Consider the following 26,148-nt stretch of genomic DNA (forward strand, 5'->3'; position numbering starts at 1 on the left):
TTTCCAAAATATGGAAACTAAAAACAAAATAGCTGTACAGACGATAGCAATCATGGGTAATCCCAATGTGGGAAAATCTAGTATCTTCAATCAACTGACTGGATTAAACCAAAAAATAGGGAATTATCCGGGTGTTACAGTGGATAAATCTTTGGGATTTTTAAATCACCAAGATGCGAAGATTCAATTAATAGACCTTCCCGGAACATACAGTATTTTTCCAAATTCAGAAGATGAAGTAGTCGCGTTCAATGTGCTATCAGGTATGGAAGCAGAAAAACCTGATGCCGTCCTTGTTATCTTAGATGCTTGCAATCTGGAAAGAGGTTTGCTTCTAGCTACTCAGGTAATGGATTTAGGGATTCCTATAGGTTTTGTTTTGAACATGAAAGACCTTGCTGACAAAAAAGGTATCCAAATCAAAAGTCATAAGCTGTATGAAGAATTGGGGGTTCCAATTATCATGACGGATGCCCGAAAAGCCACTGGATTAGATGCGATTAGGACGATGATTTTTGAAAATCAATTTCACAAGTCAAAAGATTTTTTAGATTTATCAGATATTATAGATCCGATCATCGTTCAAAAGGTCAAGGAAAGGTTTAATCTTGAACAAGACTATCGCGCTTTTCAAATGATAGTTTTTTCAGAGGCCAATAGATTTTTAAGTAATAGAGATAAGCTTTGGATAAAGGAATTGGTGGAGCAACAAGGTTTTTCGCTAAACAAAGCCAAATTTGAAGAAGCGAAAAAGAGAAATCAGAAAATCAAAACGCTTGTCAACTCAGTTGTAAGTTTTTCATCCAAAAAGGGCAGTGATTTCACAAGGAAACTGGATAAAGTATTCATTCACCCAATAGGAGGCTATTTGATTTTTTTAGGGATCATGCTTGTGGTTTTTCAAGCTATATTTTCATGGGCCTCGTTGCCCATGGATTTGATTGATACTTTTTTTGCGAGTTTTTCAGCCTTAGTTTCTACTAATCTTCCTGCTGGGGTTCTGACGGATCTGATTTCAGAAGGCTTGATTCCGGGAATAGGAGGGGTAGTGATTTTTGTTCCTCAAATTGCCTTGCTGTTTGGCTTTTTGGCAATTCTGGAAGATACAGGATACCTTTCAAGGGTTGTTTTTCTGATGGACAGAGTCATGCGGCCTTTGGGTATGCATGGTAAAAGTGTTGTCCCATTGATTTCAGCTTTGGCTTGTGCCATTCCTTCAGTTATGGCTGCTAGGACTATTAGCAATAGAAAAGAAAAATTGATAACTATTCTAGTTGCTCCTTGGATGAGTTGCTCGGCAAGATTGCCTGTTTATATCATCATCATTGGCTTGATTATTCCTGAAACCACACTTTTTGGAATTAGTTATCAAGCCTTGGCATTGCTAGGAATGTACCTGCTAGGGGTTGTGGCCACTTTAGGAGCAGCATATGTATTGAATTTTATTTTCAAGCAAGATCAAAAAAGTTATTTATTGACTGAATTGCCTATTTATAGAATTCCGAGATGGAAAGCGGTAGGCTTGACTATGTTCAGCAAATCTAAAGTCTTTGTACTCGAAGCAGGAAAAGTTATTCTTGCAGTTTCTGTTATCCTGTGGGTTTTAGCGAGCTATAGCCCCCCTTCTCGCATGTCAAAATTAGAAGCTGAAAAAAATGAAATGATGGAGTCAGCTAATTCAGAAACTGAAATAGCAGAACTGGAAAACTACTATGCATCTAAGGCATTGGAAAATTCCTTCATCGGCATAATGGGAAGAGCCATCGAACCGGTAATCAAACCATTGGGCTATGACTGGAAGATTGGGATTGCTATTATCACTTCATTTGCTGCTAGAGAAGTATTTATTGGTACTTTGGCTACCATTTACAGCATTGGAGAAGATGCTGAAGAAGAAGTTACTTTACGTAAAAAGCTTTCACAGGAAATCAGACCTGATTCAGGTGAAAAGGTATTTAACTTTCCTACTGGGATTTCGTTGATGGTCTTTTATGCTTTGCGATGCAATGTATGAGTACGCTGGCAGTAGTCAGAAGAGAAACAAAATCATGGAAGTGGCCAGTTTACCAAACTCTTGCGATGACTGCTTTTGCCTATTTAGCCGCTTTGATGACCTATCAAATTTTAAGTTAAGATGATTCAGGAAATAATTGTATTTATCTTATTTGCATCTGTTCTAGGGTTTACCTTTTATAAGACCTTCCTTCAAAAAAAACCAAAAGGAAAAAATGGATGCGGTTGTGACCATTGTTGATTTGATATTTCTTGTTTGAATAAGTAAATGATCGAACCTTTCGAAATGTCAAGGTTTCAACAGTAAGATACCCCAATCTCAAAAAAAATGTAGTAGATAAATTCGATATATTTGTAACTGCATACATTCAAAAATTGATTATGTCTAAAAAATTCAAACTCTTCCTATTATTTTTTTTATTGATCACTAGTTCTATCACTTATGCCCAAAAAAGAGAGGTAGAGAAAAGTGTAAAGGCAGCAGATGTACCTGAGGAAGCTAGATTATGGCTAAAGGATGCATATGAGGGTAAAAGTAGAGTGAAGTGGTATTTTCAGACAGATGGGGAAAAAGAAGTTTACGAAGCAAAGCTCAAATGGAAAAAGAAGTGGCATAGTGTGGAGTTTTTACCAAGCGGGGAAATATTAAATATTGAAATTTTGATTACTATCAAAGAATTGCCTGAGGATGTATATGAAAATATGGTTCAGTATTTTACAGCCAACTATCAAAGGTATAAAATTGATAGAATTCAGATTCAGTATACTGGTGAAAGTGATGATTTGGAAGACTTGATTGATGAGAATGAGGTTGCTGAGCAATTGATATTGCAGTATGAAGTAGAGTATTTTGGGAGGGAAAAAGGGGAGAACAAAATGTGGGAAGGACACTTTGATCGATTAGGCAAGATGCTTAAAAAAAGGGTTATAGAACTTAATTCTACTGATATCTTAGATTTTTAGTGCATGATGACAAAGTCTTACATTCTTTCTGTTTTTATATTTGCTTGTTTATTTTCGAGTGCTGCTTTTGGGCAAAATAGACATTTATTTACCTCTGGCTTATTTCCTGAAGCTCAACTCAGCTATAAGCTCAACAAGGATTATTATGTAACCCATAAAGTGGAATCTCAGCATGGTATGTTTGATGCACAAAGGCTCAACAGAGAATTAGAATATGCGCATACATTAACTGATTTGCAGACTTTTATAGGCATGAGGATAAATCCTTTTGTAAAGGTAGATATTGGCTATCAATATAGGATTGAAAAGGGTGAAAACACCCATCGGACAATTCAGCAAGTTGCTATTCTTCAACGCAGTAATTTTTTTAGAATTGGACATAGGATTAGAGCGGATCAGACTTTTTTTGATACCGAAGATCTTTTGCTAAGGATAAGGTATAGATATGCTTTGCAAATGCCATTACAGGGGAGGGAGTTGGATCCTGGAGAGCAATATTTGACCTTATCGAATGAAGTTATCTATATGAATCAAGATTCTGAAGATGATATAGAAAATCGTTTTGTAGCCTCTTTGGGTTTTTTTGTAAGTGATAAGACCAAGTATGAAGTTGGTTTGGATTACAGAACAGATGATTACTTGGTGGAAAATAGGTTTAGGAGTAGGCTTTGGTTAAAGTTTGGAGTTTACCTTTCCTTGTAAGAGATTTCAAAAAAAGAAGGCTGTTTCAAATTTTGAGACAGCCTTTTGTTGTTGGTGGTTTTTAAAAATTTTGATAGAGTTTTCAATAGGTTGGTTTAGAATTTTACAAATCGCTTGAACTTGAAGCATAGACTTCAGCTAATTCTAGTTCATTGGTTTTCCATTACTTCCCATCGGCATAAGCTTTGATTTTATTTGAATCTTGAGGGTCTATTACCATCAAGTAAATCCATTCGTTGGTAATCAAGGATTTTAGGTGATTATATTTTTCTAAAATCTCGGTAACTCTTGCTATTGGGGCATGGATATAGACAGATAATCTCAGGGGTTGATGATAATATTGTTGGTCGGATTCATTTACAGATTGTAGTGGTAAACCACGTTTGAGGTCGCCTCCATTCCCTTGCATCACACCAAATCTACCTGTGACGTTGTGGGTGATTTTGGAACCTCCGCCATAATTTTCATTGTCCACTGTTGCGAAGTAATAATGATTATTGATCCATTGGGTGACTACCATAGGTCCTTGCATAATGGCAGCTAAGGCATTGCCGTCGGTGTCCAATTCCCAATTGTAAGAATGCAGAAAACAATTTCCATGTAGATTTAGTGATTTGGTCAAAGCTCTAGGACCGACGATAAATCCAGCATTTTTTGCAAGGCCCCATTCCGGTCTTGTTTCTGACCAATTGTTTGATTTCTTCTCTGCTGCTTGAATGCTATTTTTCGAGGTGTTCAAGCGCTCAGCCGTTGCTGAAACTTGAGCTTTAAAGAGGTTTTCTTTGAGCTGTAAGAATTGTTCTTTGTGCGAATCAGGTAATTCTGAGTCGAATATGACTATTTCATCTGTGGTGGTATTGTGTTCAGCTCCCATGAAAAAGCTTGTTTCTGGGATATGAATATTCAATTTTTTCAGTTCCAGTCTTACATCAGGTTGGTTAGCAAGTAGCGCAAGCATTCTTGCATTGTGTCTGCCTGGACTAGCTGCACAAGCACCACAATCTAAGCTTGAAGCAAATGCATTATTGGCAGTGTGGCTTCCGTGCCCAACAAATAGAATGATTGGAGAGAAAGTTTTCCAACCCATCAAGTCAAAGGCTGATTTTACAATTGATACCTTTTCTTCTAAGTTGATTTTTGCAGAAAGATTTGTATCTGATATGGTAGTTAAATGCGGATTACAGGAATTCTCAAAAGACAGTTTTTCTTTCTTTTTTGAATTATAAAGTTTGTTTGGGATTATCGTCCTGCTCAAGAGTGAAGCTCCATAGAAAATTCCTGATCCTTCTACGTATCCAAAGGCAGAAGGAAGCATGTGCTTCATTCTTTTCAAAAAGTAATGAGTGAAGTTTTTCTTTTCATTTCGTTGGAGAAATTTATTGAGTTCATGTTTATTTTTTTCTTTTGGCAGTTCTGATACTTTGTATGAAGAAGCTAAAATTGGTGGGCAAGATTTTTTGACAATTCCATCGCTAAGGTTTTCATAGTCCATCGCAATTCCAAAAAATCCCGCATATCCAAAAGTTTCATAGTTGCCACATGCTTCAACATGACGTCTGATCAATTCCGATCTGGTATCAATGCAAAATACGAATTGAGCCTCAGGAGAATAGTTTTTTTGATCTGGATGGTTTGGGTTTTGATCTGATTGTAGCTTTTTGTCTAAGTTTTTGGCCATGTTTTTTTGCCAAGTTTTTTCCCAAGCTTTCAACCATAAATATTCTAGTTCTCTATCGTGATTGTCGATGCTTGCTTTTTTATTGATTTGAAGCAGGTTGATATTTAGATTTTTAGCTGCACACAGTCTTACTGCAAGATAATCTTCGATAGTAATTGGAAATTTTTGCTGCCACTGAGAATTTGTTTCGAGTCTATACTTGATATATCCTGTCCAACCCGGCAATGCCGCTAAATGCTGTTTGATTACCTCAATTTGATCTTCCTCAGAAAAATCTTCAAGTAAATCCTTTAATAAGTCTAAGCTATTCTCAGGAAGCTTATTTGGGAAGTTGATGGTGATATCCTTGTCATATTTCACCAATGCTTTCCAAGCTTTGTAAATTCCCAATTCTCTATCCGGCATACTCCATTCTGCTAGACCTTCATCCATGAAAGTCATCAGCCATTTGATGATGTAGCTGTCTAGTAGATGGGTGGAGTTTTTGGAGGTGTTTATTTGAGGGTTCATTTGACTCAGGCTCTCTTCTATGGAAAAGTTGATTCCTTTTTCATCAAATAAGTTTTTTAACTCTTCAGGGTCTATTTTCCCAGACTGCAAAGCCTTGTTGTAGCTTGAGGAGTCTGGAAAGAGGTGTCCACCCATAAGCTGCTCTGCTTCTAAAGCTGCTTGTTTGAAGTGTTTATTTTCAAATCCGGTGAGTGGATTGGAAGTTACAAATGAATAGAGGGGCCATGTTTTCCCCAGGCTTTTTGAGGCCAATTCAATTTTCTGTAAAATTCTTTCTTGTTGCATAATTTTACTTTTTGTAATAATGAACTGTTTTTTTGTATGGCTGAGATAAATTCATGAACATCACATAAAGCCAAGCTGATTTTCTATATACTCCTAGCTTCATGATAAAAAATCCTAAGAGAAAAATAAGTCCAAAGCCGATCTGAAGTGCATCAAGAGGCTGCTTAACTTGAATCATGGGAACATCAGCCAATAAGTAGGTGATTCCATTGAAAAACATGGCGTAGGTACTTATTCCTAATAAGAATAGAACAGCGGAAATGCCTATTTTTTCTAGGTAAGTCAGTGTTTTTTCTTTGACAATATTGTAGGTAGCCTGACCCACAGTGATGGCTACAATTAGCGTCAAGAAGATGCTGCTGTCTGAATAATTGGTTTTGCCAGTAAGGTAGGCAAACAAAAAGGCTCCCAAGACACCGAATATGCCCACTGCAAGAGCTTGAATAAAAGTGATTTTTATTTTTGGAGATGCTACGGGGGAACTTTGTATGACTTGTTCTCCAGAGGAGAGGAAAAGGTAAGCCTTATAAAAACCATGTAAAATTAAGTGTGCGATTGCAGCATTGAAAAAACCTAATCCACATTGCATGATCATAAATCCCATTTGAGCGATCGTTGAGCAAGCGAGTTTATGTTTGACATTCACTTGAATCAATTTTTGAAATTGTGCCACGATTGCTGTGATTCCTCCAATGACAAATAATACCCAAAGTGAATTCGAAGCGATAAGCAATGGTGCAAATAGAGTCAATAAAATGCCAGAGCCATTTACAAAGCCAGCGTGCATCAAGGCTGATGCAGGGGTAGGGGATGTCATGGCAGAAAGTAGCCATTTGTGAAAAGGGTAGATGGCTGATTGGACTAAAGCAGCTAGGATGATAAGAATTGATGGAAGGATTAAAAACGAAGTGTTGTTCTCGTAAGCGTTTGTAAGTCCCGATAAGGTAAACTGATTGTTTTGGAAACTTAGTATGAGAACACCTACAGTTAAAAGCAGGGATCCAAAGAAAAAATAGCGAAGCGAAAATTTCTCAGCTTCCTTTGCTTCTTGCCAATCTTGATTGACACCAATCAATTTAGCCATGAAAATTCCCATGGCAAACCAAGAGAGCAATAAAGGTAAGATGTGATTAGAAAGGACGAAAAGTAAGACAGAAAAAGTAAATCCAAAGCTTAGAAGAGAAAAACGATTTTGGTACTTAAAACCTGTGAGGTAATTTTTTGAGTAAGTACCAACTATTGAGCTAAAAAAAAGAACGGTAGTCCAAATAAGGAGTGTAAGTCCTGATATTCTAAATATTCCTAAGCCTGTCCAACTTGGAGAATATGTGTGGTAATAAATTAAAGCAGAAATATTCGCCAAGAGTAAGAACCAATAAATTGAAGCGAATATGCTAGGTAAAATAGGTTTGATATTTGATTTTTGAGTTTGATTTCCAAGCGAGGATATTGGATAACTTTCCATATTTGATGTTTAAAGTTTTTCGATCTATGACTTAGTGCATCTTTAAATTCAAATCACTGGCTTAACAGTTAAAACACCTTTTATTTCTATCGATTTCCCTTCTTTTTTAAGATTAGAGATGTACTGATAGATATTCTTTTTTTCTTCTTCGAGTTCTTGGATTCTTTTGAAGAAAGGTTCGGAATCTATGTTATGATTTCTTTCCCAATTTTGTTGATTTTCAATTTTGTGATAGTTGATTTTTTGATCTATCAGCGCTCTTAGAATTTCCATAGCTTGGTCGGGAGTAAACTCTCCATCAACTAATTTTACCAGTTTTTCTTTGACCAAAACTTCTTCTTTTGTTTCCATTTTCGATAATTATGTTTGATTTATCAGGCAAAACAAATAAATTATGATCATTAGTTTTTATTTATATTTATAATGTTTATCATAATTAATATTTATGATAGGAAAAATCTTCAACAATCAGATAGATTGGAATGCCTGCGGGATTTAAATATTAGACTGATGATCAGGGGATAATCTTCACCTATAAGATTGGTGTTGATAATTTTGCCACATAAAAGCATAGAATTTCCATCTAATTCATCCTTTTTTCGCTGATTTAATACTAAATTGCATAGTGCGATGAAATTTTCGACTTATTTATTTACCAAACAATCCAAATTATACCCAGTAATACTTCCGATGATGCGAATTGGTTATGTGTATGAGTTGCCGAAGAACAAGTCCTACTTGCTTCCAAACACTACCCATGAATTTCTGGCGGTGATTCCACTTTTCAAGAAGAATATTAGAGAAGATAAGAAGGAAGTGTTGATTTGGTAATAAGTAATCAGAAAATATAAACCTGCCAGATTTCAAATCTGGCAGGTTTATTTGATACAACTTTATGAAAATAATTACGGGTTAGGGTTAAAATTAAAGTAGAATGACTTCAATAATTAATAGAATTCAAGGTCAAGAAATGCTCCGATTTCTGGAAGAGAACGATACCTATAAAAAAACTAATTTAGATTTATACACTTTTAGTAAAATCATAGGAGTAAGCCCTCGTACCTTATCGGGCTTAGTCCAAGAAGCTTTTGATCTTGGCTTTAGAGGGTTTTTGAATCAATTTAGAATTCATAAAGCACAAGAATTGATGAGTAAGCATAAGGCTAATTGGCTTGTTCAAGATTATGCTTTGGCAGTAGGTTACAGTTCTAGAATAACCTTTTTTAAGGCATTCAAAACACAGACTGGAATGAGTCCAGAAGAATACATTAAGCGCCTTTAATTGTGAAATAAAGATTCAAGGCTTTTCAAATTTTTTATTTCTTCCATATTTTTCATGCTTACAGGTTTTTCAATGTGTCCTGCTACGATATCATAAGTTTCTGCCTTTATTTTGTCAGATTTGTTTATCGATGAGGTGATGATCACTACATAAATATTCTTTTTAAGATCAGATTTCATCAAGAAATCCAAGAAGTCCCAACCATCTAAATCAGGCATATTGATATCTAAAAGTATGATTTGAGGGAGAGCAGTTTCATTGAGTAAACTCAAATGTTCTAAAGCATCTTGACCACTCAAGAATCCTTTTGGATCCTGATGTAGATCACTTTTTATTATCAGATGTCGAACGAGTTTGATGATAATATCTTCATCATCAACAATTATGACTTCGTATCTCATTGAATTTTATCTATGTTTATTTGTTCTGTTTTGTTGGTAATATCGCGAATGATCTTGTCTAGTTCTTCTGTAGAATTTAGAATATGTTGCAACAATTCATTTTTATCTATTTCAGGATCGCTATCTTCAGTCATAGAAATCAGATTGACTAAACCCATTAATCTGGCAAGTGGAGCTCTGACGACGTGGGACTGAATCCAAGCAATTTCTTTAAGTTTTTCGTTTTGCTTTTCAATAGCAGCTATATGTTGGAATTTTAGCGTCACGTCATTAGCTAAGACTAATAAGGCTCTTTTGTCTTCAAAGTCTATTTCATTATAACTTATCTCTACATCTATCTGTTCCCCATTTTTTTTGAAATGTTTAAACACTCCTGGCGTTTTCATGCCAGTATTTTCTTCATTTTGGATGATATCTTTTGCTCTCTCGATTTCATCTACTGGGCGGATATCGAAAACAGTCATGGAAAGAAATTCCTCTTTGGAATAACCATAATGCGAGATTGCTGCTTTGTTGACATCTAAAAATCGAAAGGAAGATTTATCAAACACATACATAGGGAGCGGGCTGAGCTGGAAAAGCTCTCTATATCGCTTTTCTGAATCTTCCAATTGATTAAAGACCTTCTTACGTTCTATCGAATAAGTTATGCTTTTTTGGAGAATATCTGGGTTAAGCTCGTCTTTGAGAAGATAATCTGCAGTTCCAAGTCCGATAGATTTTATTGCGAATTTTTTATCAGAATAGCCTGTAAGAACGATTACTGGGATGTTTTCAGCAAACTTGATGATTTCATAGACTAGATCTTCGCCACTTTTATCAGGTAAACTTAGATCCAAAAGAATAACGTCATATTCATGTGGGTCCTTGGTCAAAGACTGCTTGCATGTAGTTACATGCTCTATTTCCAAGTTGTTGAATTGTTCTGCTAAATATTCGGATATCAAAAGGAAGTCCCCCATGTTATCCTCAATAATTAAAATTCTTGTAACTACTCAGGTTGTAAATTAGCTATATGATTTAGATTTTCTAAGATATTTCCCGAACGTTTGATCAGGGTATCCACGACGGATCTTATAACACAGAAGTTTTCAGCTCCATTGTTGGATTTGAACTGTCCTGATATTTTTTGTTTCACCTTGATGTTGCGTATGGCTCTTTCAGAGGCATTGTTATCCGGTGGTACTTTTTGGTGATAGAGAAAAGTAAAAAGTGACTTTCTGTATTTCAGGAGTCTTTTTTGTAGGGATACTGCTTCTTTATGTTTTGACTCTACAGGTTGGGCGAGTAGGTTATCCATCTTCTCTTCAATGGAAGCAATACTCCTGCTATTCTCTGGATCTGGTAGTTTTTTGAGTTTTCTCTTCAGTGAGATAGCTTCCCTGAACAGGGCCCTAAGGCTGTCAGCCCATTTAGATTTATAGCGTTCAACAATGTAGTTGAGCTCCCTAAGCAGATGTGCACAACAGAGCTGGTGCAGGTTTTCCGAATAGTTGAAGTATGCCCTCCATGCATCGTGGCACAATACTGCCTTTCCGAACCCATCGGGAAAATGTGTATTCATCGCCTTAAGTCCACGTGATTCAGATATAGCTAACAGGGTGAGTTCCTCGGTCTGATAAGTCCAGACCCACTGTTTGTTTCCATCCACTTTAGCCCCAGTCTCGTCAGCTCCTATCACAGGACTTTTAGAGACTGCCGTCTTTATCTTTGCATATATTGGTGCAGACTTGCGGGCAAACCTACCGATAATGTTATCGATACTCCCCTCGCTGAGATTAATACCGAAGCAGTCCCTGAGAAGTTCTTTCATCCTTCTATAGGGAACATACTGTCTGGCATGCAGATAACCGACAATGGTTTCAACACCGCTCCCGTACTGTATGGGGGCATTGATATTGTCAGGGAATGACCCACTGATCTTTTCTCCACAGGAACAGTTTTTGGAAAAGATTCTATGCTCGGTACATACCACTTTAATCACAGGAAGATCCAGGACCTGTCTTTTGGAGGACAGTTCTGCTGGAACCGCCGACAGATCACCACCACAGCAGGTACAGAATAAAGGGATGTGGTTTTCTATTATGTCCGGGGAGGATGTCATTTCAAGGGTATGGCCTTTGTGTCCAGGCTGACCGCCGGTTTTGCGCCCTGTATCCTGACGGAGACTCTGATTTTTTTTGGGGCGGTTCTCGTCTTTTGAAGGGGGAACCGAGCTGTTGCGGCTGTTTTTTGGATTACGGTAACGGGCAAGCTCATTTTCCAAATCGGATACCCTAGATTTTAAAGACTTGACCTGCTCCATAAGCTGGAGGTTCATCTTGATCAGTTCCTGAATAAGCGTATCCCTGTGGTCCAATATACTATAGAAATGTTTCCTGAATATCAGCACATAATCCCATGAATACCAATAATCCACGCTGTTTTTCCCCACAAAAAAATGTGGATAAACCAACTTTAAAGCTGATTTTCGTACATTCACATACAAATACGCATCAATACACCACAGAGGGCAACAAGACTCCAAATACTTGAATATCGGTCAGTAAATAATGTACCTGAGTAGTTACAAATTCTTTTTTCAGAGTCAATTTCAGTCATAGTACTCTAGGTTGTGGTTGGTAGTTTTACAATGGAAAACCAAAATTCCTCAATTTGAGAAATTATTGAAAGAAAATCAGATCCGCCAACTGGCTTGGTGATGTAGCAATTGGCATGTGCTCTATAAGCTTCAAGAACATCCTTGGGAGTAGAGGAAGTCGTGAGCATGATTACTGGTATTTGCTTTAAATTTGGATCATTTTTAATATATTTAAGTACCTCGTGTCCATTCTTTTTTGGAAGGTTGATATCCAAGAAAATTATATCTGGAGTAGCTACATGTTTATATTCACCTTTTTTTGTTAGAAGTGAAATGGCCTGATGACCATCTTTTGAAACTTGTAAATCATGCAAGATTTTCCCCTCTTCAAGCGCCTCTGTAATCAACAATATGTCACCTTCATTATCCTCAACTAATAGGATTTGTATTTTCCTCATATTACTTGACTTACAAATTGTTATTTAGTCTTTTATTTATTTTACAAGGTTATAATTACGCAATTCTACAGTCAATATGCAAAGCTTATTCCCTGACTAAAGGAAGTTTTACCAGATTAATCCAAAAATTTTCTATACTTAGCACTGCTTGAATGAAATCTTCTACGTCTATTGGTTTGGTTATAAAGCAGTTGACGTGGTTTTTGTAAGGCTCATTGATGTCTCTAGGAGATGAAGAAGTAGTGAGCATAATTACAGGAATATGCATGTGTTCATCTTTATTTTTCAAGTATTGGAGCACTTCATGACCATTGAGTTTGGGAAGATTTACATCTAAAATGATCAAATCAGGATAGATTGCATCTTTATATTCTTCCAATTTCTCTACGTATTGGATAGCTTTTTCTCCATCCTTTACGACACTGATTGTATTTTTCATCTTTGCTTCTTCCAAAGCTTCTAAAGTCAAGAGAATGTCCCCTTCATTATCTTCAACAAGGAGAATGTGCACATTTTTCATAAAGTGTAATTAATTACTAAGCTTAGGTAATTATTCGCAAAATAATGCACTCAATATAGTAAAAAGTTTAAGGATCAAAGATAGACAAGAGAAAATTTTACTTTATCAATACCGTCCTAAATAAGATATGAGAGGTCTGGTTTTTTGCCCAAAATAGCTATTTTGGGATTGCACCAAAAAACATAGACCTCCCATGAGTAATATTACATTGTTTTCTCAGATTATTAAAAAAATCGAACGTTCAATTTTCAAGAAACTGGTTGAAGAGAAGCAAACAGACAAGGCCTGCAAAGGCTTTGACAGCTGGACGCATTTGGTGTCCATGCTTTTCTGTCATTTTGCCAAGAGTACTTCTGTAAGGGATATTTCAAACGGCCTGCGTTCGGCCACGGGGAACCTAAACCATCTGGGGATTGCCAAGGCACCATCCAAGTCCAGTATCAGTTATCAGAACAAGCGCAGGGACTCTGACCTGTTCAAGGAGCTGTATTACGGACTTCTGAAGCATTTAGGACAGCAGGCGTCCCTGAGCAGGGTAAAATTACGGATCAAGGCTCCCGTCTATCTGCTCGACTCCACGGTGGTAAGTCTTTGCCTTTCGATGTTTGACTGGGCAACCTTCAGGACCAAAAAGGGTGCTGTAAAGATGCATACGCTTCTGGACTATGACGGGAAACTCCCTGTTTATGTGAATATTACAGAAGGAAGTATGGCCGACATAAGGGCGCTTATGATATTCCTTTGGAGAAAGGATCCGTTATAGTGGCTGACCGCTATTACAATGACTTTCCGATGCTCAACATTTGGGACAGCAAGGGGGTCTTTTTCGTCATAAGGCACAAGGATAACCTTAAGTTCAGCACAATCAATGAACGTCAACTCCCTGAAAATACTGCACAGGAAGTACTCATAGACGAAGAAATTGAACTGGTCCACCAGCAGTCCAAAGTGAAGTACCCCGGAAAACTCAGAAGAGTGGCTGTATGGGACGAAAAAAACCAACAGACCGTAGAACTGATTACCAATAACTTCAAATGGTCAGCAAAGACAATCGGTGATCTTTACCGGTGCCGATGGGAGATTGAGATCTTCTTCAGGGACATCAAGCAGTTACTCCATATCAAAACCTTTATCGGAACATCGAAAAATGCCGTGATGATCCAGATATGGACCGCGCTGATCACCATTCTGCTCCTAAAAGTGATGAAGGCAACCGCTAAATTCGGATGGCATCTGTCCAATCTGGTTGCATTTATCAGACTGAACATATTCGTTAAAATAGAGCTGCAAAAGTGGCTGGACAAACCCTTTGAAGACCATGAAAAACCTCCTCAAAAAAGCCAACAGGGGGTTCTATTTCCGGATTACAGATAAAATCACAATAGAAATTGTAGAAACACAGCTAAACATCTGTCTTGTAAATTATTTAGGACAGCATTGACTTTATAATTTTTCTAAAAAAGAAAGGCAATTCTCAACTGTAAGTGGTTTTTCCCAAAAACCTTCAATTTCAGAATAATTTTGTGACTTGATTTTGTCGTTTTGACTCAGGGAAGATGTAACTATGACTACTTTGTAAAATATGTCTAAATCAAGCTTTCTTAAGCGTTCCAGGAACTCCCATCCTGACATTTTGGGCATATTGAGGTCTAGGAAAATCAAAAATTCGGTGCTTTTGTCTTGATTTGAATTGAGGTATTCTAAGGCAATCGTTGGATTATTAAAACATTTTGGATGAAGAGAAAGGCCACTTTCTATTACCATCATCTCATGGTAATACAATACACTTGTGTCATCGTCTATAATCAAAATTTCAAAATTCATATTTTAGTTATTTTCTAATTTTTCGGATTTCAAATGAATTTCTCTAATGATATCATCGATCTCCAATAATCCATCTTCCAATTCAGTGATTAATTCAGATTTTGATTTGTGAATATGCTTATAATTTTCTTGATTTTTCAGTAAATGTGCAAGTCCCATCACCCTTGTCAGAGGCGCTCTTACGACATGGGATTGTAACCATGTGATTTCCTTAAGTTTGGTATTTTGAAGCTCTATATCTTTTAAAGCATTTTCTAGGGCCAATCTAGATTTTTCTAAATCAGCAGTTCGGTTTTTTACTTTTTGTTCAAGTTCTTTTCCCTCTTTGAATTTTTTAAAATAAATGATAGTCAAGGCACCCATCAAAAAGATGAAAGTGAAAATTAAAAACTTGAAGTAAATGCTTTCTGTAAAGAAACCATTCACTTTGAAATTTATTTCTTGAGGTACAGACCATTTTCCAGCTTTGTAAGCGTGAATTTCTACTGTATAAGTTCCTGGATCTATAGATGTCAAAATGATTTGGTTTCTTCTGCCAAGTGAAATCAGAGAAGTAGATTGATTTTTGAATCTATAGTAATATTGTGTGTTTTCAGGATCTTCAAAATCAATAGAATTGAAATTGATTTCAAATTTGAAAGTACCTGCGGGGATTTCGATGTCGGATTGAGTATCCAAAAAGCTATCCCCAATGTATATCCCTTCTATAATTATCTGAGGTGCATCAGTTTGATGAGTAATGAAACCTGGATCTACTTTGGCTATTCCCTTTATCGTAGGAAACCAAAGTTCACCATTATTAAGCATTTGAGAAGAAGGGTAGCAATTTCCATTTGTTTCACTATTTGCCATTCCATTTGATCGATTGAATGATTTGGAACGGATCAAAAAGTGATCAGACGAAGATTTGAATTGTACCAAGTCTTCAATTGGAATACTGGTCAAGCCGGAATTGCTACTCAGCCAAATATGCCCTTTGTTATCATCTTGAATGGCATAAATTGCTTGAGATTTTAATCCGTTGATAGGTTTTACCTCTGTGAAATCATCATGATCAAAGGATATCAGACCAGATTCTGTCGCAAGCCATAAATCACCTTCAGGGTCTTCATAGATGTCGAAAATTATCTTAGATTTTATTTCAATTGGAAGTTGATATTCTTTTACAAGCCTGTAGTTTTCTATGCTGAGCATTCCAGTGGCAAATGAACCTAGCCATATTCGCTTTTTTGAATCTTCTAATATTGTAATCAAATCAGTATGGCTGAATTTTTCAGGAATTTTTATTGGAGTAAGCCGCTCTTCTTGATCCATTGTATAGACACCGCCATTGGAAGTGAGAATCCAAACTTGATCATTTGAATCTTTAAATAGGGTATTGACAATTTTACCTTTGAGTTGTTGGTTGATGCTTTTTTCTGCACTGATAGTATTAGTTTCCAAATCAAAGCTATTCACCCCTTCATGAGTACCGAAAAAAATCTTCTGATCTCTGCCAGTAATTGATGCTATGATATTATTTGTCAAACCATCTGATTCATCAAATAGCCTACTTTCATTGTTAATAATTTGATAAAAGCCCTTTCTTGCAGTTCCTACAAATACTTGATTGTTTGTGTGTTGATAAATTGGAAAAACTGAGCCTTCAATTTTTTCTTGATCTGTTTTTACCATTTGGATGGATGCAGGTTTAAGCTGTATCATCCCAAAGCCTGTAGTACCTAACCAAATATGATCTTGATCTATGTAGATAATCCGAATTAAGTTTTCATCTAAACCTTCAATATCTAGTTTTTGAATTTCTCCATTTTCTGAAAAGTAGAGCCCTTCTTCAGAAATACCTGCCCAGATATTCTTGTTTTGATCCAGCGCAATATGGTTTACAAAAGGAAAATCAAAATTTTCATTAAAAGAGTCTGGAGCTAATGTATTGTTTTTGAAGTGATGAATTCCATTGTTTTTAGTCCCAATAAAGTATTCATTTTCATTTGGTAGAATGGTCTGAATATCAAGGTTTTCAGATTGATTGACTAAAGTGATTTTTTCAGAAATTAGGTTGAATTGATAAAGACCTTTATTTGTGCCAATGAGCAAATTATCTCCTACGACATCTATGACTTGGATTTTTCTCCCCTCGGCTATTTCCCAAGATTCAAAAACTTTGATTTCATCATTTTCTAAATAATATAAGCGGTCGCCCAAAGTGCCAATCCACAATCTTCCCTGTTTGTCTTTTGCGATTGAGCTGATTACGTTGTCATGTATGACTTCTCTAGCATCTATGACTTTCAAAATTCGCTTATTAAATAAAACCAGGCTATTGTCACTTGCTGCCCAAACTCCCTCGTTTTCTACTTTATGAACATCATAAAAAATATTCGATACGATCTCTTTGTATTTATCTTTGTTGAACTGTGAAAATGTGGACCCATCATAGCGAACCATCCCTTCTTCCGTTGCAATCCACAAAAAGCCAAAGTCATCTTTCTCAATATCAAAAACTGTATTTTGAGGAAGACTATTGTCATTGTTGAAGAAAACAGGAATATAGGGTAGGTCATTTGCGCCAACAGCGATTTGTTGAGCAAGAGAAGGACTATTTTTTAAAACACTAATTACAGAGGCAATCAAGAATAATGTCTTGAAAAGGATTTTTCTGTTCATTCTCGATTTGATAATTACGGTGATGTGGTGATCTAATCGAAATGAAATTAAATATAATATGAAATATAAAAAAGCGAAATGATATAATTATTTTCACTGAAATTCTGAAAATTATTTCGTAACTATAATTTTTCAATTCATATTTTGTTTTTTGATTGTGAAATAAAAATGACTGCCTTTACCTTCTTCAGATTCTACCCAAATTTCTCCTCCATGCTGTTTTACAATCTTATTACAAGTGGCTAATCCCATTCCTGTTCCTGCATATTCTTCTTTGGTATGGAGTCTTTTGAACATTTGAAAGATCTCTTCAAAATATTGAGGAGCAATTCCTATCCCGTTATCTTGTACACAGAATTCCCAACTTTCACTATTTTCTTTTCCACTAATTTTTATTAGAGGGGAGGAATCTGGCTTTTGGTATTTTAATGCATTTCCGATAAGGTTTTGAAAAAGCATTTTGATAGGCGTAGTCTTAGCTAGAATGTCTGGTAATTCCTCAATTATTATTTTTCCGTTCTGTTCTTCCAAACTCGCATGAAACAAAGGCACTATTTTTTCAAGCATTTCATTGGTTTTGATCAGTTCAATAGGGGCTTCTTCGCTGCCAACTTTTGCATAATTGAGAAGATCATTAATTAAAATTGTCATCCGGGAAGCTGCATCCACTGAAAAATGAATGTATTTTTTGGCTTTTTCATCTAACAAATCTCCATAATTCTTTTGGAATAAAGTCATGAAACTGCTGATCATTCTCAGCGGCTCTTTCAAATCATGGGAAGCTACACTTGCAAATCTTTCGAGCTCTTCATTTTTGTGAAGCAGAGCATTTCTTGCATCGACGATTTCTTGAATAGGCCTACCTTCAGGAATGATAGCGATGACTTCTCCAGTAGAATTGAAAAGAGGTTTAAGGTTAAAAAGAATAGTTGTGGTGCTATTTTTACCCAAAACTTCAACTTCATACTGAACAAATTCGCCTTTGGCAGCTCGTTCAATATTTAACTTGAGTGTTTCTTGCGTTTCTTTGGAAATGGTCCACCAATAGCAATCCCAAAATTTCTTTCCTATCAGGTCACTTGCTTCCAAGCCTGCAAAATTCATAGCTGTTTGATTGGCTTCTAGAAGTGTTCCATCAGGGCTGAGGAAACCGATAAATTGAAATGTGGAATCGAATATACCTTTGAATTTGAGTCCGAATTCTTCATTTTCCTTCGTGGATTTTTTGATTTCTGTGATGTCAGTCATGGCCACCACTGCTCCCAAAAGATTTCCATTTTGATCCTTTATTTGATCACCTGTACAACTTAGGTTAATCTGTTTGCCAGATAGGTGCTGAATAATGAATTCAACATTTTCCAAATGACCGTTTTTTAAGGCCCTGTGTAATGGGATTTCTTCAAGTGGTAATGGCGTGATGCCATCAGTTTTCAAAAGGCTATAATGCTTGGACCAATCTTGTGTACCCACTGCTTTGAAAGGAATGCCTTGCATGTCTGTAGCTGCTCGATTGAAAGCAGTCAATTTACCATCTTCATCACAAACTACTATTCCTACATCTACAGCGTTCAATACAGTATCCAAAAATGCTTTACTTTTTACGAGCTCCTCTTCATTTTGCTTTAAGCTAGTGATTTCAATGTGTGTACCAAACATCATCAAAGGTTTGCCATCTTCTGTCCAAGACAAGATTTTACCCCGATCCAAAACCCAAATCCAGTGACCTTCTTTGTGTTTCACTCGGCATTCACATGTATAGAACTCCGTCTTTTTCTCAAAACATTCCTTCAATTTTTGCTCTTAGATAGGGGCGTCATCAGGATGGACGATTTCTAGCCAAGTTTTGATACTGATTGGTTCTAATTCCTCTAAAGTATAACCAATCATCTCAGCCCATCGCTTGTTGAATATAGTCGCACCCGTCTGCACATTCCATTCCCAAGTACCAGCATTCGTTCCTTCAATGATATTTTGGATTCGAAAATTCTGCTCTTCGATTTTCTTAAATGCATTTTTTCTAGGTGTAATGTCTTCAATTTGTGCAATAAAATGCTTGAAGCTTCCGTCAGGATTTTTGACTTTGGAACCACTGAGATTGATCCAAATTACATTCCCATTTTTAGTAAAATAGCGTTTCTCAATTTGATAGTTTTCTATTTCATCATTAATCAATTTATAGACGAATTCAAGGTCTCTTTCAAGGTCGTCTGGATGGGTGATTTCTTGAAAGGTCAGCTTTGTAAATTCTTCTGATGTGTAGCCTAATAGGTTACAAAGACTTTTATTCACTTTCAAAAATCTACCCTCCAAAGAAACCAATCCCATTCCAATAGAAGCAAATTCAAATGCTGTGGTAAACTCGTCTGGAGTGGAAGAAATATTTATATAAGACTTGGTCTGATTTGAGGTTGTTTTTGAGTTTTGCTCCTATGAAAAAAATTAAGGATGAAAGAACAATTGTTAGGATGGGAAGTATTTGAAATTCAAAATTTAGATTGGCAATCCAAACTATTCCTAGTACGAATAGAGATAGGGAAATGCTTAAGATTCCATAGATTAGTTTTTGATTATTGCTGGGCATATCTGAAGAAGATTTGGGGCGATCTTACAGTTTAAATTTAAGACAAATCCCAATGCAATTCATCAAGTATTATGCATAATTTTATACAAATTTTATTAATGTTATAATTAAAATGATTTTAATTATATTTTCTTTTTAATGGTAAATACAAACTTACTTCCTGTTCCAACTTCAGATTCAAGTTTAATCTTTCCTCCGTATTTTTCTATGATTTTCTTACAGATAGCTAAGCCGATTCCAGTACCAGAATATTCGTCTTTGTGATGAAGCCTTTGAAATATTTCAAAGATTTTGGATTGATATTCAGTTGCAATTCCTATTCCATTATCTGTGACTGCAAACTCCCAATATTCCCTGTTTTCTCTGAAAGAAACATGCACCTTTGGGTTGACAGATTTCTTTTGATACTTGAGGCCATTGGAGATGAAATTTTGAAATAATTGAAAAATAGGACCTTTTTCACCATTGATTTCCGGTAAGTTATCCCATGTTAAAAGCGCCTGTTTCTCTTCTAAAACAGTATGGTTGATTCTGCTGATTTCTTTCATCAGCTCGTTCAAATTGATCTTTTCTATTTGGTATTCAACACGACCAACCCTTGAGTAATCAAGTAAGTCAAGAATGATTTGCCTCATTCTCACAGCGCCATCTGAGGCGTAATGAATGTATTGAAGTCCTTTTTGGTCTAAGACTGGGGAATATTTCTTTTTGAGTTGATGAAGAAAACTCGTCACCATCCTGAGAGGTTCTTGTAAATCATGAGAAGCTACAAATGCAAATTGCTCCAATTCAGCATTCGATTCTTGCAATTCTTTTGCTTTATGTTCTAAAGAAAGATTTAAATCCAACATTTGTTCTTCTGCGGCTTTACGATCATTGATATTTCTAAAATAAACCGTTATTCCATCCTCAGAAGGAAAAGCACTGAGATCTAACCAAAGGTTGAGGGGAGAAAAATATTCTTCAAACCTTATTGGTTTTTGTTCCTTCATGGTTTGATCCAAATAGGAGTAGAAGTTTAGGTTCAATGCCTCAGGAAATGCTTCCCAAATATTTTTCCCCAAGATGAGCTCCCTTTTTTTGAGCAAGAGTTTTTCTGCTTCTGTATTCCAATAGGTCACCTTCCAATCTTGGTCCAATGCACAAAATCCATCTTGGATACTTTCAAGAATTTCAAATACTTTTTTGTTTGATACTTTTAGCGCTTCTTCTTGTTTTTTTCTTTCTGTAATATCTTTAGCTATCGCAAAAATTAATCCTTCTTCTAGTAAAGGTGTTGATGTCCAGGCTAGCCAAATGTATTTACCGGATTTTGTTTTGTAGCGACTTTCATAATAGGTGATGTTATTTCCATCACTTAGTTTTTTTACTGTTGACTGTGTGCTTCCTTTATCTTCTGGATGTGTGAAGTCGTTGTAGCTGATGCTTAAAATTTCTTCTTCAGTGTATCCAAGTGTTTTGACAAAGGATTGGTTGATTTTTTTGAAATAGCCATCAAACCCTGCAATACATAATAAGTCTGGAGAAAGATCGAAAAATAGATTCAATTCATATTCGGCTTTTTTTCTTTTAATCATTGATCCCAGTTGAACCAAGAATTCAATGTCTAAAGTTGGGATATCTTTTAGGTCAACTATTTTATCGATGCTACAGAGCAATATCCCAGCAATTACTTTTCCATCAAATCTTACAGGATAGCATATCGCAGATTTGAAGTTATGTTTGATTAAAAATTCGCTTCTCGCTACACTTTTGTGTTTTTGAAGTTCTTCAATGTAGAGCAAGTCTTCCCTTTTACTAATTTCTGACATCAGGCCGACCTTTCCATTGTATTCACGAATTTCGCGTTTGGGTTTGATATGTTCAGGCCCATCATAAGCCTCCAATATCATGCTTTTATTATCCAAGCTAAGCATCCAAAGCTCTGCATAGTCCAATTGAGAATATTTTAAGAAAAGTTTTAAGGATTTGCTTGCAATATGATTGAGATCCAAATCTTCGGTAAAAATCGAATTGATGGCTAAGCGTAATTTGTTTTTATCTTCTAATTTTTGTTTTTCAGTTCCATCTTTTGCCACACAATACATGATTTGATCTCGTGAATCAAATTTTGCAGACCAAACTATGGGTACAATAGAACCATCTTTTCTGTGATATTTATTTTCAAAATTGGTCATATTGAGACCATTCATGATTTCTTCCGCCGCTTTTTTGGTTTTCTCTTTATCTTCTTCATGAACAAAATCCATGAATTTTCTACCGATCATTTCTTGAGGCTGATAACCCCAAATATTGATAGAAGCTGAACTCATGTCTCTAAAAAAACCATTTTGGTCAATGGTGCAGATGACGTCTAGGGATCTATCGAGGATATTTTCTAGTTTGGATCTGTTTTTATCTCTTTCTTTTTCTGCATTTTTTCTGTCATTGATATTGGTCATTATTCCTCTGAGGAGCTTTGGTTTGCCATCTTCCTTTATGACAGATACTACATCACTCATCCAGATAACCTCTCCATTTTTTTTGACAAATCTGTATTCAAAATTATGATTGAGACCCTTTTGAACTTGATTTTCACAATAATTGATCGTGAAATTTTTATCGTCTTTGTAAATTTTTGATTCCCAAAACCCTAGTGCTTTCCATTCTTCCGTATCATAACCAAGCATTTCTTTTGCTTGAGGGCTGACAAAAGTAAATTGAAGTGGGTTGATTTTCGCTTCCCAAAATATACCATCAATCGTGAAAATCAAGTCATCCCATTTTTGGTTTGAAGACTCAAGGTCTTTTTCTACGAGGACTGTTGAAGTAATATCTTCCGTTGTGTGAAGGATATGAGAAATCTCACCTTTTTCATCAAAAATTGGAGTGAACATAGGATCCCAGTAAATATCAAGGTACTCTTCAGTTCCTCTAACGGGAATTTTATATTTCTGTACTGGTGCTTTGTAGGCTTGCTTTGTGTCTATAACTTTCTGAATTGCAGATAATAACTTTTCTGCATCACCTTCTGCTTCATTCACTTCTGCTGGAAATGCTTCAAAGAGTCCTTTTCCAATCAAATCTTCTTTTTTGCTGTTGGTTACTTCTAAATAAGCTTTATTCGCAGCAAGTAAAGTGAACTTTGGTTCATCTTTTAAAATCAACAAGGAGGGAAGCGGTGAGGCTTCGAAAATTTTTAGATTAAGACTATTGTTCATTACTGCGGACTATTTTTGGATTTTGGAAGAGTAAAATAAAATGTACTGCCATTTCCTTCAGAGGAATTTACCCAAATTTTCCCATCTAAATTGAGGATTATTTTTTTAGAAATGGCCAGGCCCATTCCGGTGCCTTGAAATTCATCTTGGGTATGCAGTCGTTTGAAAATATTAAAAATTTGTTCTTGATATTTTGGATTAATTCCTATCCCATTGTCTTTGATAGAAAATTGATAAGTGTCTGATTTATTCTCAAAACCAATATGGATTTTTGGAATGGTGTCTTCTTTGTGGTATGTCAGTGCATTTGATAGCAAGTTTTGAAAAACTTGTATTAGTTGAATTTTCTTCCCCTTGATTTCAGGCATATTCTCCCAAGTGATCACTGCTTTTTTTTCATGAATTGTTCTTTGATGGGAAGCTACTACTTTTTCCATCAGCTCGTTGAGGTTGATCGTGACGGTACTCTCTTCAATATTTACTGCTTCGGCAAAGTCCAAAAGATCAAGAATGATTCTTTTCATCCTTTCAGCCCCATCTAGTGCAAACTTGATGTAGCGCCTTCCTTTTTGGTCTAATTCTTCATTATGTTTTTGCTGAAGTTGCCCCATAAAGCTCGAAACCATTCTCAAAGGCTCTTGCAAATCATGAGAAGCTACATAAACCATTTGTTCCAAATCTCTATTTGAATTTTCAAGTTTCCTAGACTGTTGATTCAGCTTTTTATTGAGTAATTCTAATTGTTCGATTTTCTCAGATAAGTTTGAGTAAAATTTATTTACCAAAAGAAATAAAAGAACAGCTGTGATAGTCACATAAGAAATTCCTTTTATGGATTGATAGCTTGTTGATTTTTCCAAGCCAGTAGATTCAAGAATAAAATCTAGAAGGAGGTCACTGGTTAAAATCCAAATCACACCTATGAACAAATAAATTAGCGCAATTTTAAAGCCTGGCTTCATTTTACTTCTTTGATTTTTGGAATGGTAAAAAAGAAGGTACTACCAATTGATTATCCTTCTATTGAGAATGATGATATTTTTGAGAATTTGATCTACAGCTACTTCTTCTTCCTTTTCGTGGTAATTTCCAACTCTAGAGTATTCTAAAAGGTCTAGGATGATTTGTCTCATCCTTTTTGCTCCATCAGTAGCAAAGAAGATGTATTTTTGAGCTTTTTCGTCAAGAACATTTCGATACTTGACTTCAAGCTGATTGAGAAATCCTGTAATCATGCGAAGTGGTTCTTGCAAATCATGTGATGCTACATAAGCGAATTGCTCTAATTCAGTATTGGAAATTTCTAGTTTGCGAGCTCTGATAGCCAATTCTTGGCTAAGTTGTAAAAGTTCTCTTTCGTTGGATTTTGATTTGGTGATGTCTTTCATCGCTACGACAGCACCGAGATTTTTCCCCTCTAAAGAAGTAATCGGAGTTCCAGTTGCCAAGACTGTTCTTTCAGACTCTCCTTGAGGTATGATTTTGAATTCTTCTTCGATGATTTTTTCTCCTCGAAATGCCCTATAAAGTGGTATTTCTTCTTTGCGTAGGAGTGTTTTACCATCTTTGTGATAAAGGTCATAAGTTTCACCCCAATTTTCAGGCATGGTTTCTTTGACTTCCATCCCATGGATTTCTCTTGCTGCACGATTTGAAATAATGATTTTTCCATTTTCATCACAAGCTACGATGGCTTCAGAGAGACTTTCCATCAGAGATTTTAAAAATTCTCTTTCGTTCTCTAATTCTTTCTCAGCTAATTTTTTGGCAGTTATATCTTGTGTTGCTCCGATCATTCTCAGAGCTTTACCATCCTGATCTCTGATTATAATTCCTTTGTCTAAAACATAGGCATATTTTCCATTCGCCTTTTTGAATCGAAAAGTAGATTCCCAAAATTCGTCTGTACCATTTTGGAAAGACAGCATTGCCCGCTCTACCTCTGGATAGTCTTCTGCATGGATCTGACTGATCCAAAAATCTTTATTATTGGTGTATTTGTCTATCCGATGTCCGAAAAGTTTCTCAAAATTAGAAGAACGAAATACGTGCCCTGATGTCAAATCCCAGTCCCAAATTGCATCTGAAGTTGCAATCGACGCATACTCAAAGCGTTGATTACTTTCTTTTAATTCTCGTGTTCTATCATCTAGCTTGTCGTTCAGGATGGAAGGGAGCTTTGTTAAGTAATAGGCAATAAACCCTAAAACAGCGGAAAGAACTACACGCAAGATCAAAAAAGGCAAGACTTCTCTAAAAGCGGTAGATTCTTTGAGTTGAACAGAGATTTTCCAATCTCCTTCTTTCAAGGTAAAAGAATCCTCGAATCCTGTATAATCATCAGTAGCAGGGGGAAGGAAAAGCTCTTCTTTACCTGTAATATTATTTATTTTTGAAAATTGGACATAAAATGGATTATCTGCAGAAGTATCAATATTTGATAGCTTCAAAAATGAATCAAATTTCATAATTACAGCAGCAAAACCCCAAAACTCATTATTTTTAAAAATTGGATTTCTACCCACTATTCCTATTCCTCCTTGCTTCAACTTGAGTGGCCCTGCAAAATAAAGTTGTCTTTTTTCAATGGATTTTAGAGCTTCGTCTCTAAGATTTGGCTCTGCCAAAATATCATAGCCAATGACGTTTTCGTTGCCTTCTAAAGGATAAGTGAATTTGATTTTTCCACCTTCCACAAGTTGAATTGCATCGATGAACCTGTTTGTCTCTAGAAGCTCTGCAGCGATGGTATCAAAGCCTTCATCAATACCATAATTTTCTTCAATATATTTGAGAACTTTGGTAGTGGAAATGCTACTTGCGATAGCATTAGAAATTTGTTTTTGAATAAGATTACTATAATCTTTTACCCTTTGGTTTTCATTGCTGATTTTTAAGTCATATTCTTTGACTGTAAAGTATTGCAATCCAGTGATAAGTACAAAAACCAAAATACCTGAGAGTAGGGGGTATTTATAAAAAATGTTTCTGCTTTTTGATTTCATGAAATAATATTTAGCT

At 35.9% G+C, this 26,148-nt stretch carries 22 protein-coding genes and 1 pseudogene; 8 read left to right on the forward strand and 15 right to left on the reverse strand.

The features are described from left to right. Positions 1-10 precede the first annotated feature (10 nt). The 5 genes from feoB to BELBA_RS12640 all read left to right on the forward strand — a co-directional run bounded on the left by feoB (position 11) and on the right by BELBA_RS12640 (position 3,678). Positions 11-2,014 carry a ferrous iron transport protein B gene (gene feoB / locus BELBA_RS12625; RefSeq protein ID WP_342626367.1) on the forward strand — a complete coding sequence of 668 codons (2,004 nt, stop codon included), beginning with the start codon at positions 11-13 and terminating at the stop codon, positions 2,012-2,014. After that, positions 2,011-2,133: a hypothetical protein gene (locus BELBA_RS20430; protein ID WP_342626368.1), complete on the forward strand. Its 123-nt coding sequence runs from the start codon at positions 2,011-2,013 to the stop codon at positions 2,131-2,133. The genes feoB and BELBA_RS20430 overlap by 4 nt, the downstream gene beginning before the upstream one ends. Before the next feature lies 1 nt (position 2,134). Further along, positions 2,135-2,254, forward strand: a complete 120-nt coding sequence (locus tag BELBA_RS20500; protein ID WP_083833704.1) for a FeoB-associated Cys-rich membrane protein — start codon at positions 2,135-2,137, stop codon at positions 2,252-2,254. Between the two features lie 140 nt (positions 2,255-2,394). After that, a complete protein-coding gene (locus BELBA_RS12635) occupies positions 2,395-2,976 on the forward strand; it encodes a hypothetical protein (protein WP_014773082.1) in 582 nt (193 codons plus the stop codon). Positions 2,977-2,979: 3 nt separating this feature from the next. Continuing rightward, positions 2,980-3,678, forward strand: a complete 699-nt coding sequence (locus tag BELBA_RS12640; RefSeq protein WP_014773083.1) for a DUF2490 domain-containing protein — start codon at positions 2,980-2,982, stop codon at positions 3,676-3,678. A 163-nt stretch (positions 3,679-3,841) separates the two neighbouring features. Here BELBA_RS12640 and BELBA_RS12645 read toward each other — a convergent pair whose 3' ends face one another. The 3 genes from BELBA_RS12645 to BELBA_RS12655 are packed head-to-tail and all read right to left on the reverse strand — an operon-like array spanning position 3,842 to position 7,967. Further along, positions 3,842-6,151: a DUF2309 domain-containing protein gene (locus BELBA_RS12645; RefSeq protein WP_014773084.1), complete on the reverse strand. Its 2,310-nt coding sequence runs from the start codon at positions 6,149-6,151 to the stop codon at positions 3,842-3,844. A 4-nt stretch (positions 6,152-6,155) separates the two neighbouring features. Then, positions 6,156-7,616 (reverse strand): proton-conducting transporter transmembrane domain-containing protein, encoded by a 1,461-nt coding sequence (locus tag BELBA_RS12650; protein WP_014773085.1) that lies wholly within the window; start codon positions 7,614-7,616, stop codon positions 6,156-6,158. 48 nt (positions 7,617-7,664) lie between these two features. Continuing rightward, complete coding sequence (locus BELBA_RS12655) at positions 7,665-7,967, reverse strand: hypothetical protein (RefSeq protein WP_014773086.1); 303 nt, start codon at positions 7,965-7,967, stop codon at positions 7,665-7,667. A gap of 279 nt (positions 7,968-8,246) precedes the next feature. On the opposite strand from BELBA_RS12655, the gene BELBA_RS12660 reads away from it, so the two are divergent. Both BELBA_RS12660 and BELBA_RS12665 read left to right on the forward strand, forming a co-directional pair. Continuing rightward, complete coding sequence (locus tag BELBA_RS12660; RefSeq protein WP_014773087.1) at positions 8,247-8,447, forward strand: hypothetical protein; 201 nt, start codon at positions 8,247-8,249, stop codon at positions 8,445-8,447. Positions 8,448-8,550: 103 nt separating this feature from the next. Continuing rightward, positions 8,551-8,898: a helix-turn-helix domain-containing protein gene (locus BELBA_RS12665; RefSeq protein WP_041779358.1), complete on the forward strand. Its 348-nt coding sequence runs from the start codon at positions 8,551-8,553 to the stop codon at positions 8,896-8,898. Here BELBA_RS12665 and BELBA_RS12670 read toward each other — a convergent pair. From BELBA_RS12670 to BELBA_RS12690, 5 genes are all read right to left on the reverse strand, one after another. Next, entirely contained in the window at positions 8,895-9,299 is a 405-nt protein-coding gene (locus BELBA_RS12670; protein WP_014773088.1) for a response regulator, read from the reverse strand. The genes BELBA_RS12665 and BELBA_RS12670 overlap by 4 nt on opposite strands. After that, positions 9,296-10,282, reverse strand: coding sequence for a PAS domain S-box protein (locus tag BELBA_RS12675; RefSeq protein ID WP_041779359.1), 987 nt, complete (start codon positions 10,280-10,282; stop codon positions 9,296-9,298). Before BELBA_RS12675 ends, BELBA_RS12670 begins: the two co-directional genes overlap by 4 nt. Positions 10,283-10,290: 8 nt before the next feature. Further along, positions 10,291-11,733, reverse strand: a complete 1,443-nt coding sequence (tnpC, locus tag BELBA_RS12680; protein WP_245531063.1) for an IS66 family transposase — start codon at positions 11,731-11,733, stop codon at positions 10,291-10,293. A 173-nt stretch (positions 11,734-11,906) separates the two neighbouring features. Beyond that, positions 11,907-12,338, reverse strand: a complete 432-nt coding sequence (locus BELBA_RS12685) for a response regulator (RefSeq protein ID WP_014773090.1) — start codon at positions 12,336-12,338, stop codon at positions 11,907-11,909. Between the two features lie 85 nt (positions 12,339-12,423). Next, positions 12,424-12,858, reverse strand: coding sequence for a response regulator (locus tag BELBA_RS12690; protein ID WP_014773091.1), 435 nt, complete (start codon positions 12,856-12,858; stop codon positions 12,424-12,426). 193 nt (positions 12,859-13,051) lie between these two features. Between BELBA_RS12690 and BELBA_RS12695 the strand changes: the two are divergent. Continuing rightward, positions 13,052-14,232 (forward strand): annotated as a pseudogene (locus BELBA_RS12695) (IS4 family transposase). A 69-nt stretch (positions 14,233-14,301) separates the two neighbouring features. On the opposite strand, the gene BELBA_RS12700 reads toward BELBA_RS12695, so the two are convergent. From BELBA_RS12700 to BELBA_RS12730, 7 genes are all read right to left on the reverse strand, one after another. Further along, positions 14,302-14,682 (reverse strand): response regulator, encoded by a 381-nt coding sequence (locus BELBA_RS12700; RefSeq protein ID WP_014773092.1) that lies wholly within the window; start codon positions 14,680-14,682, stop codon positions 14,302-14,304. A gap of 3 nt (positions 14,683-14,685) precedes the next feature. Then, entirely contained in the window at positions 14,686-17,346 is a 2,661-nt protein-coding gene (locus tag BELBA_RS12705; protein ID WP_014773093.1) for a ligand-binding sensor domain-containing protein, read from the reverse strand. 132 nt (positions 17,347-17,478) lie between these two features. Beyond that, the gene (locus tag BELBA_RS12710) at positions 17,479-19,137 is read right to left on the reverse strand and encodes an ATP-binding protein (RefSeq protein ID WP_014773094.1); all 1,659 of its coding nucleotides are present in this window, start codon (positions 19,135-19,137) and stop codon (positions 17,479-17,481) included. Positions 19,138-19,146: 9 nt separating this feature from the next. Next, positions 19,147-19,731 carry a PAS domain S-box protein gene (locus BELBA_RS20435; protein WP_342626408.1) on the reverse strand — a complete coding sequence of 195 codons (585 nt, stop codon included), beginning with the start codon at positions 19,729-19,731 and terminating at the stop codon, positions 19,147-19,149. A 318-nt stretch (positions 19,732-20,049) separates the two neighbouring features. Then, positions 20,050-23,127: a PAS domain S-box protein gene (locus BELBA_RS12720; protein WP_014773096.1), complete on the reverse strand. Its 3,078-nt coding sequence runs from the start codon at positions 23,125-23,127 to the stop codon at positions 20,050-20,052. Next, positions 23,127-23,987: a sensor histidine kinase gene (locus BELBA_RS12725; RefSeq protein WP_169315107.1), complete on the reverse strand. Its 861-nt coding sequence runs from the start codon at positions 23,985-23,987 to the stop codon at positions 23,127-23,129. Before BELBA_RS12725 ends, BELBA_RS12720 begins: the two co-directional genes overlap by 1 nt. 141 nt (positions 23,988-24,128) lie before the next feature. Then, positions 24,129-26,132, reverse strand: a complete 2,004-nt coding sequence (locus tag BELBA_RS12730; protein ID WP_014773098.1) for a PAS domain S-box protein — start codon at positions 26,130-26,132, stop codon at positions 24,129-24,131. Positions 26,133-26,148 lie beyond the last annotated feature (16 nt).

The organism is Belliella baltica DSM 15883 (genome assembly GCF_000265405.1).
GTDB classification, from domain to species: Bacteria; Bacteroidota; Bacteroidia; order Cytophagales; family Cyclobacteriaceae; genus Belliella; species Belliella baltica.

Coding starts and splice junctions, on each gene's coding strand:
- feoB (WP_342626367.1), top strand. CDS start 11: ATGGAAACTAAAAACAAAATAGCTGTACAGACGATAGCAATCATGGGT.
- BELBA_RS20430 (WP_342626368.1), top strand. CDS start 2,011: ATGAGTACGCTGGCAGTAGTCAGAAGAGAAACAAAATCATGGAAGTGG.
- BELBA_RS20500 (WP_083833704.1), top strand. CDS start 2,135: ATGATTCAGGAAATAATTGTATTTATCTTATTTGCATCTGTTCTAGGG.
- BELBA_RS12635 (WP_014773082.1), top strand. CDS start 2,395: ATGTCTAAAAAATTCAAACTCTTCCTATTATTTTTTTTATTGATCACT.
- BELBA_RS12640 (WP_014773083.1), top strand. CDS start 2,980: ATGATGACAAAGTCTTACATTCTTTCTGTTTTTATATTTGCTTGTTTA.
- BELBA_RS12645 (WP_014773084.1), bottom strand. CDS start 6,151: ATGCAACAAGAAAGAATTTTACAGAAAATTGAATTGGCCTCAAAAAGC.
- BELBA_RS12650 (WP_014773085.1), bottom strand. CDS start 7,616: ATGGAAAGTTATCCAATATCCTCGCTTGGAAATCAAACTCAAAAATCA.
- BELBA_RS12655 (WP_014773086.1), bottom strand. CDS start 7,967: ATGGAAACAAAAGAAGAAGTTTTGGTCAAAGAAAAACTGGTAAAATTA.
- BELBA_RS12660 (WP_014773087.1), top strand. CDS start 8,247: ATGAAATTTTCGACTTATTTATTTACCAAACAATCCAAATTATACCCA.
- BELBA_RS12665 (WP_041779358.1), top strand. CDS start 8,551: ATGACTTCAATAATTAATAGAATTCAAGGTCAAGAAATGCTCCGATTT.
- BELBA_RS12670 (WP_014773088.1), bottom strand. CDS start 9,299: ATGAGATACGAAGTCATAATTGTTGATGATGAAGATATTATCATCAAA.
- BELBA_RS12685 (WP_014773090.1), bottom strand. CDS start 12,338: ATGAGGAAAATACAAATCCTATTAGTTGAGGATAATGAAGGTGACATA.
- BELBA_RS12690 (WP_014773091.1), bottom strand. CDS start 12,858: ATGAAAAATGTGCACATTCTCCTTGTTGAAGATAATGAAGGGGACATT.
- BELBA_RS12700 (WP_014773092.1), bottom strand. CDS start 14,682: ATGAATTTTGAAATTTTGATTATAGACGATGACACAAGTGTATTGTAT.
- BELBA_RS12705 (WP_014773093.1), bottom strand. CDS start 17,346: ATGAACAGAAAAATCCTTTTCAAGACATTATTCTTGATTGCCTCTGTA.
- BELBA_RS12720 (WP_014773096.1), bottom strand. CDS start 23,127: ATGAACAATAGTCTTAATCTAAAAATTTTCGAAGCCTCACCGCTTCCC.
- BELBA_RS12730 (WP_014773098.1), bottom strand. CDS start 26,132: ATGAAATCAAAAAGCAGAAACATTTTTTATAAATACCCCCTACTCTCA.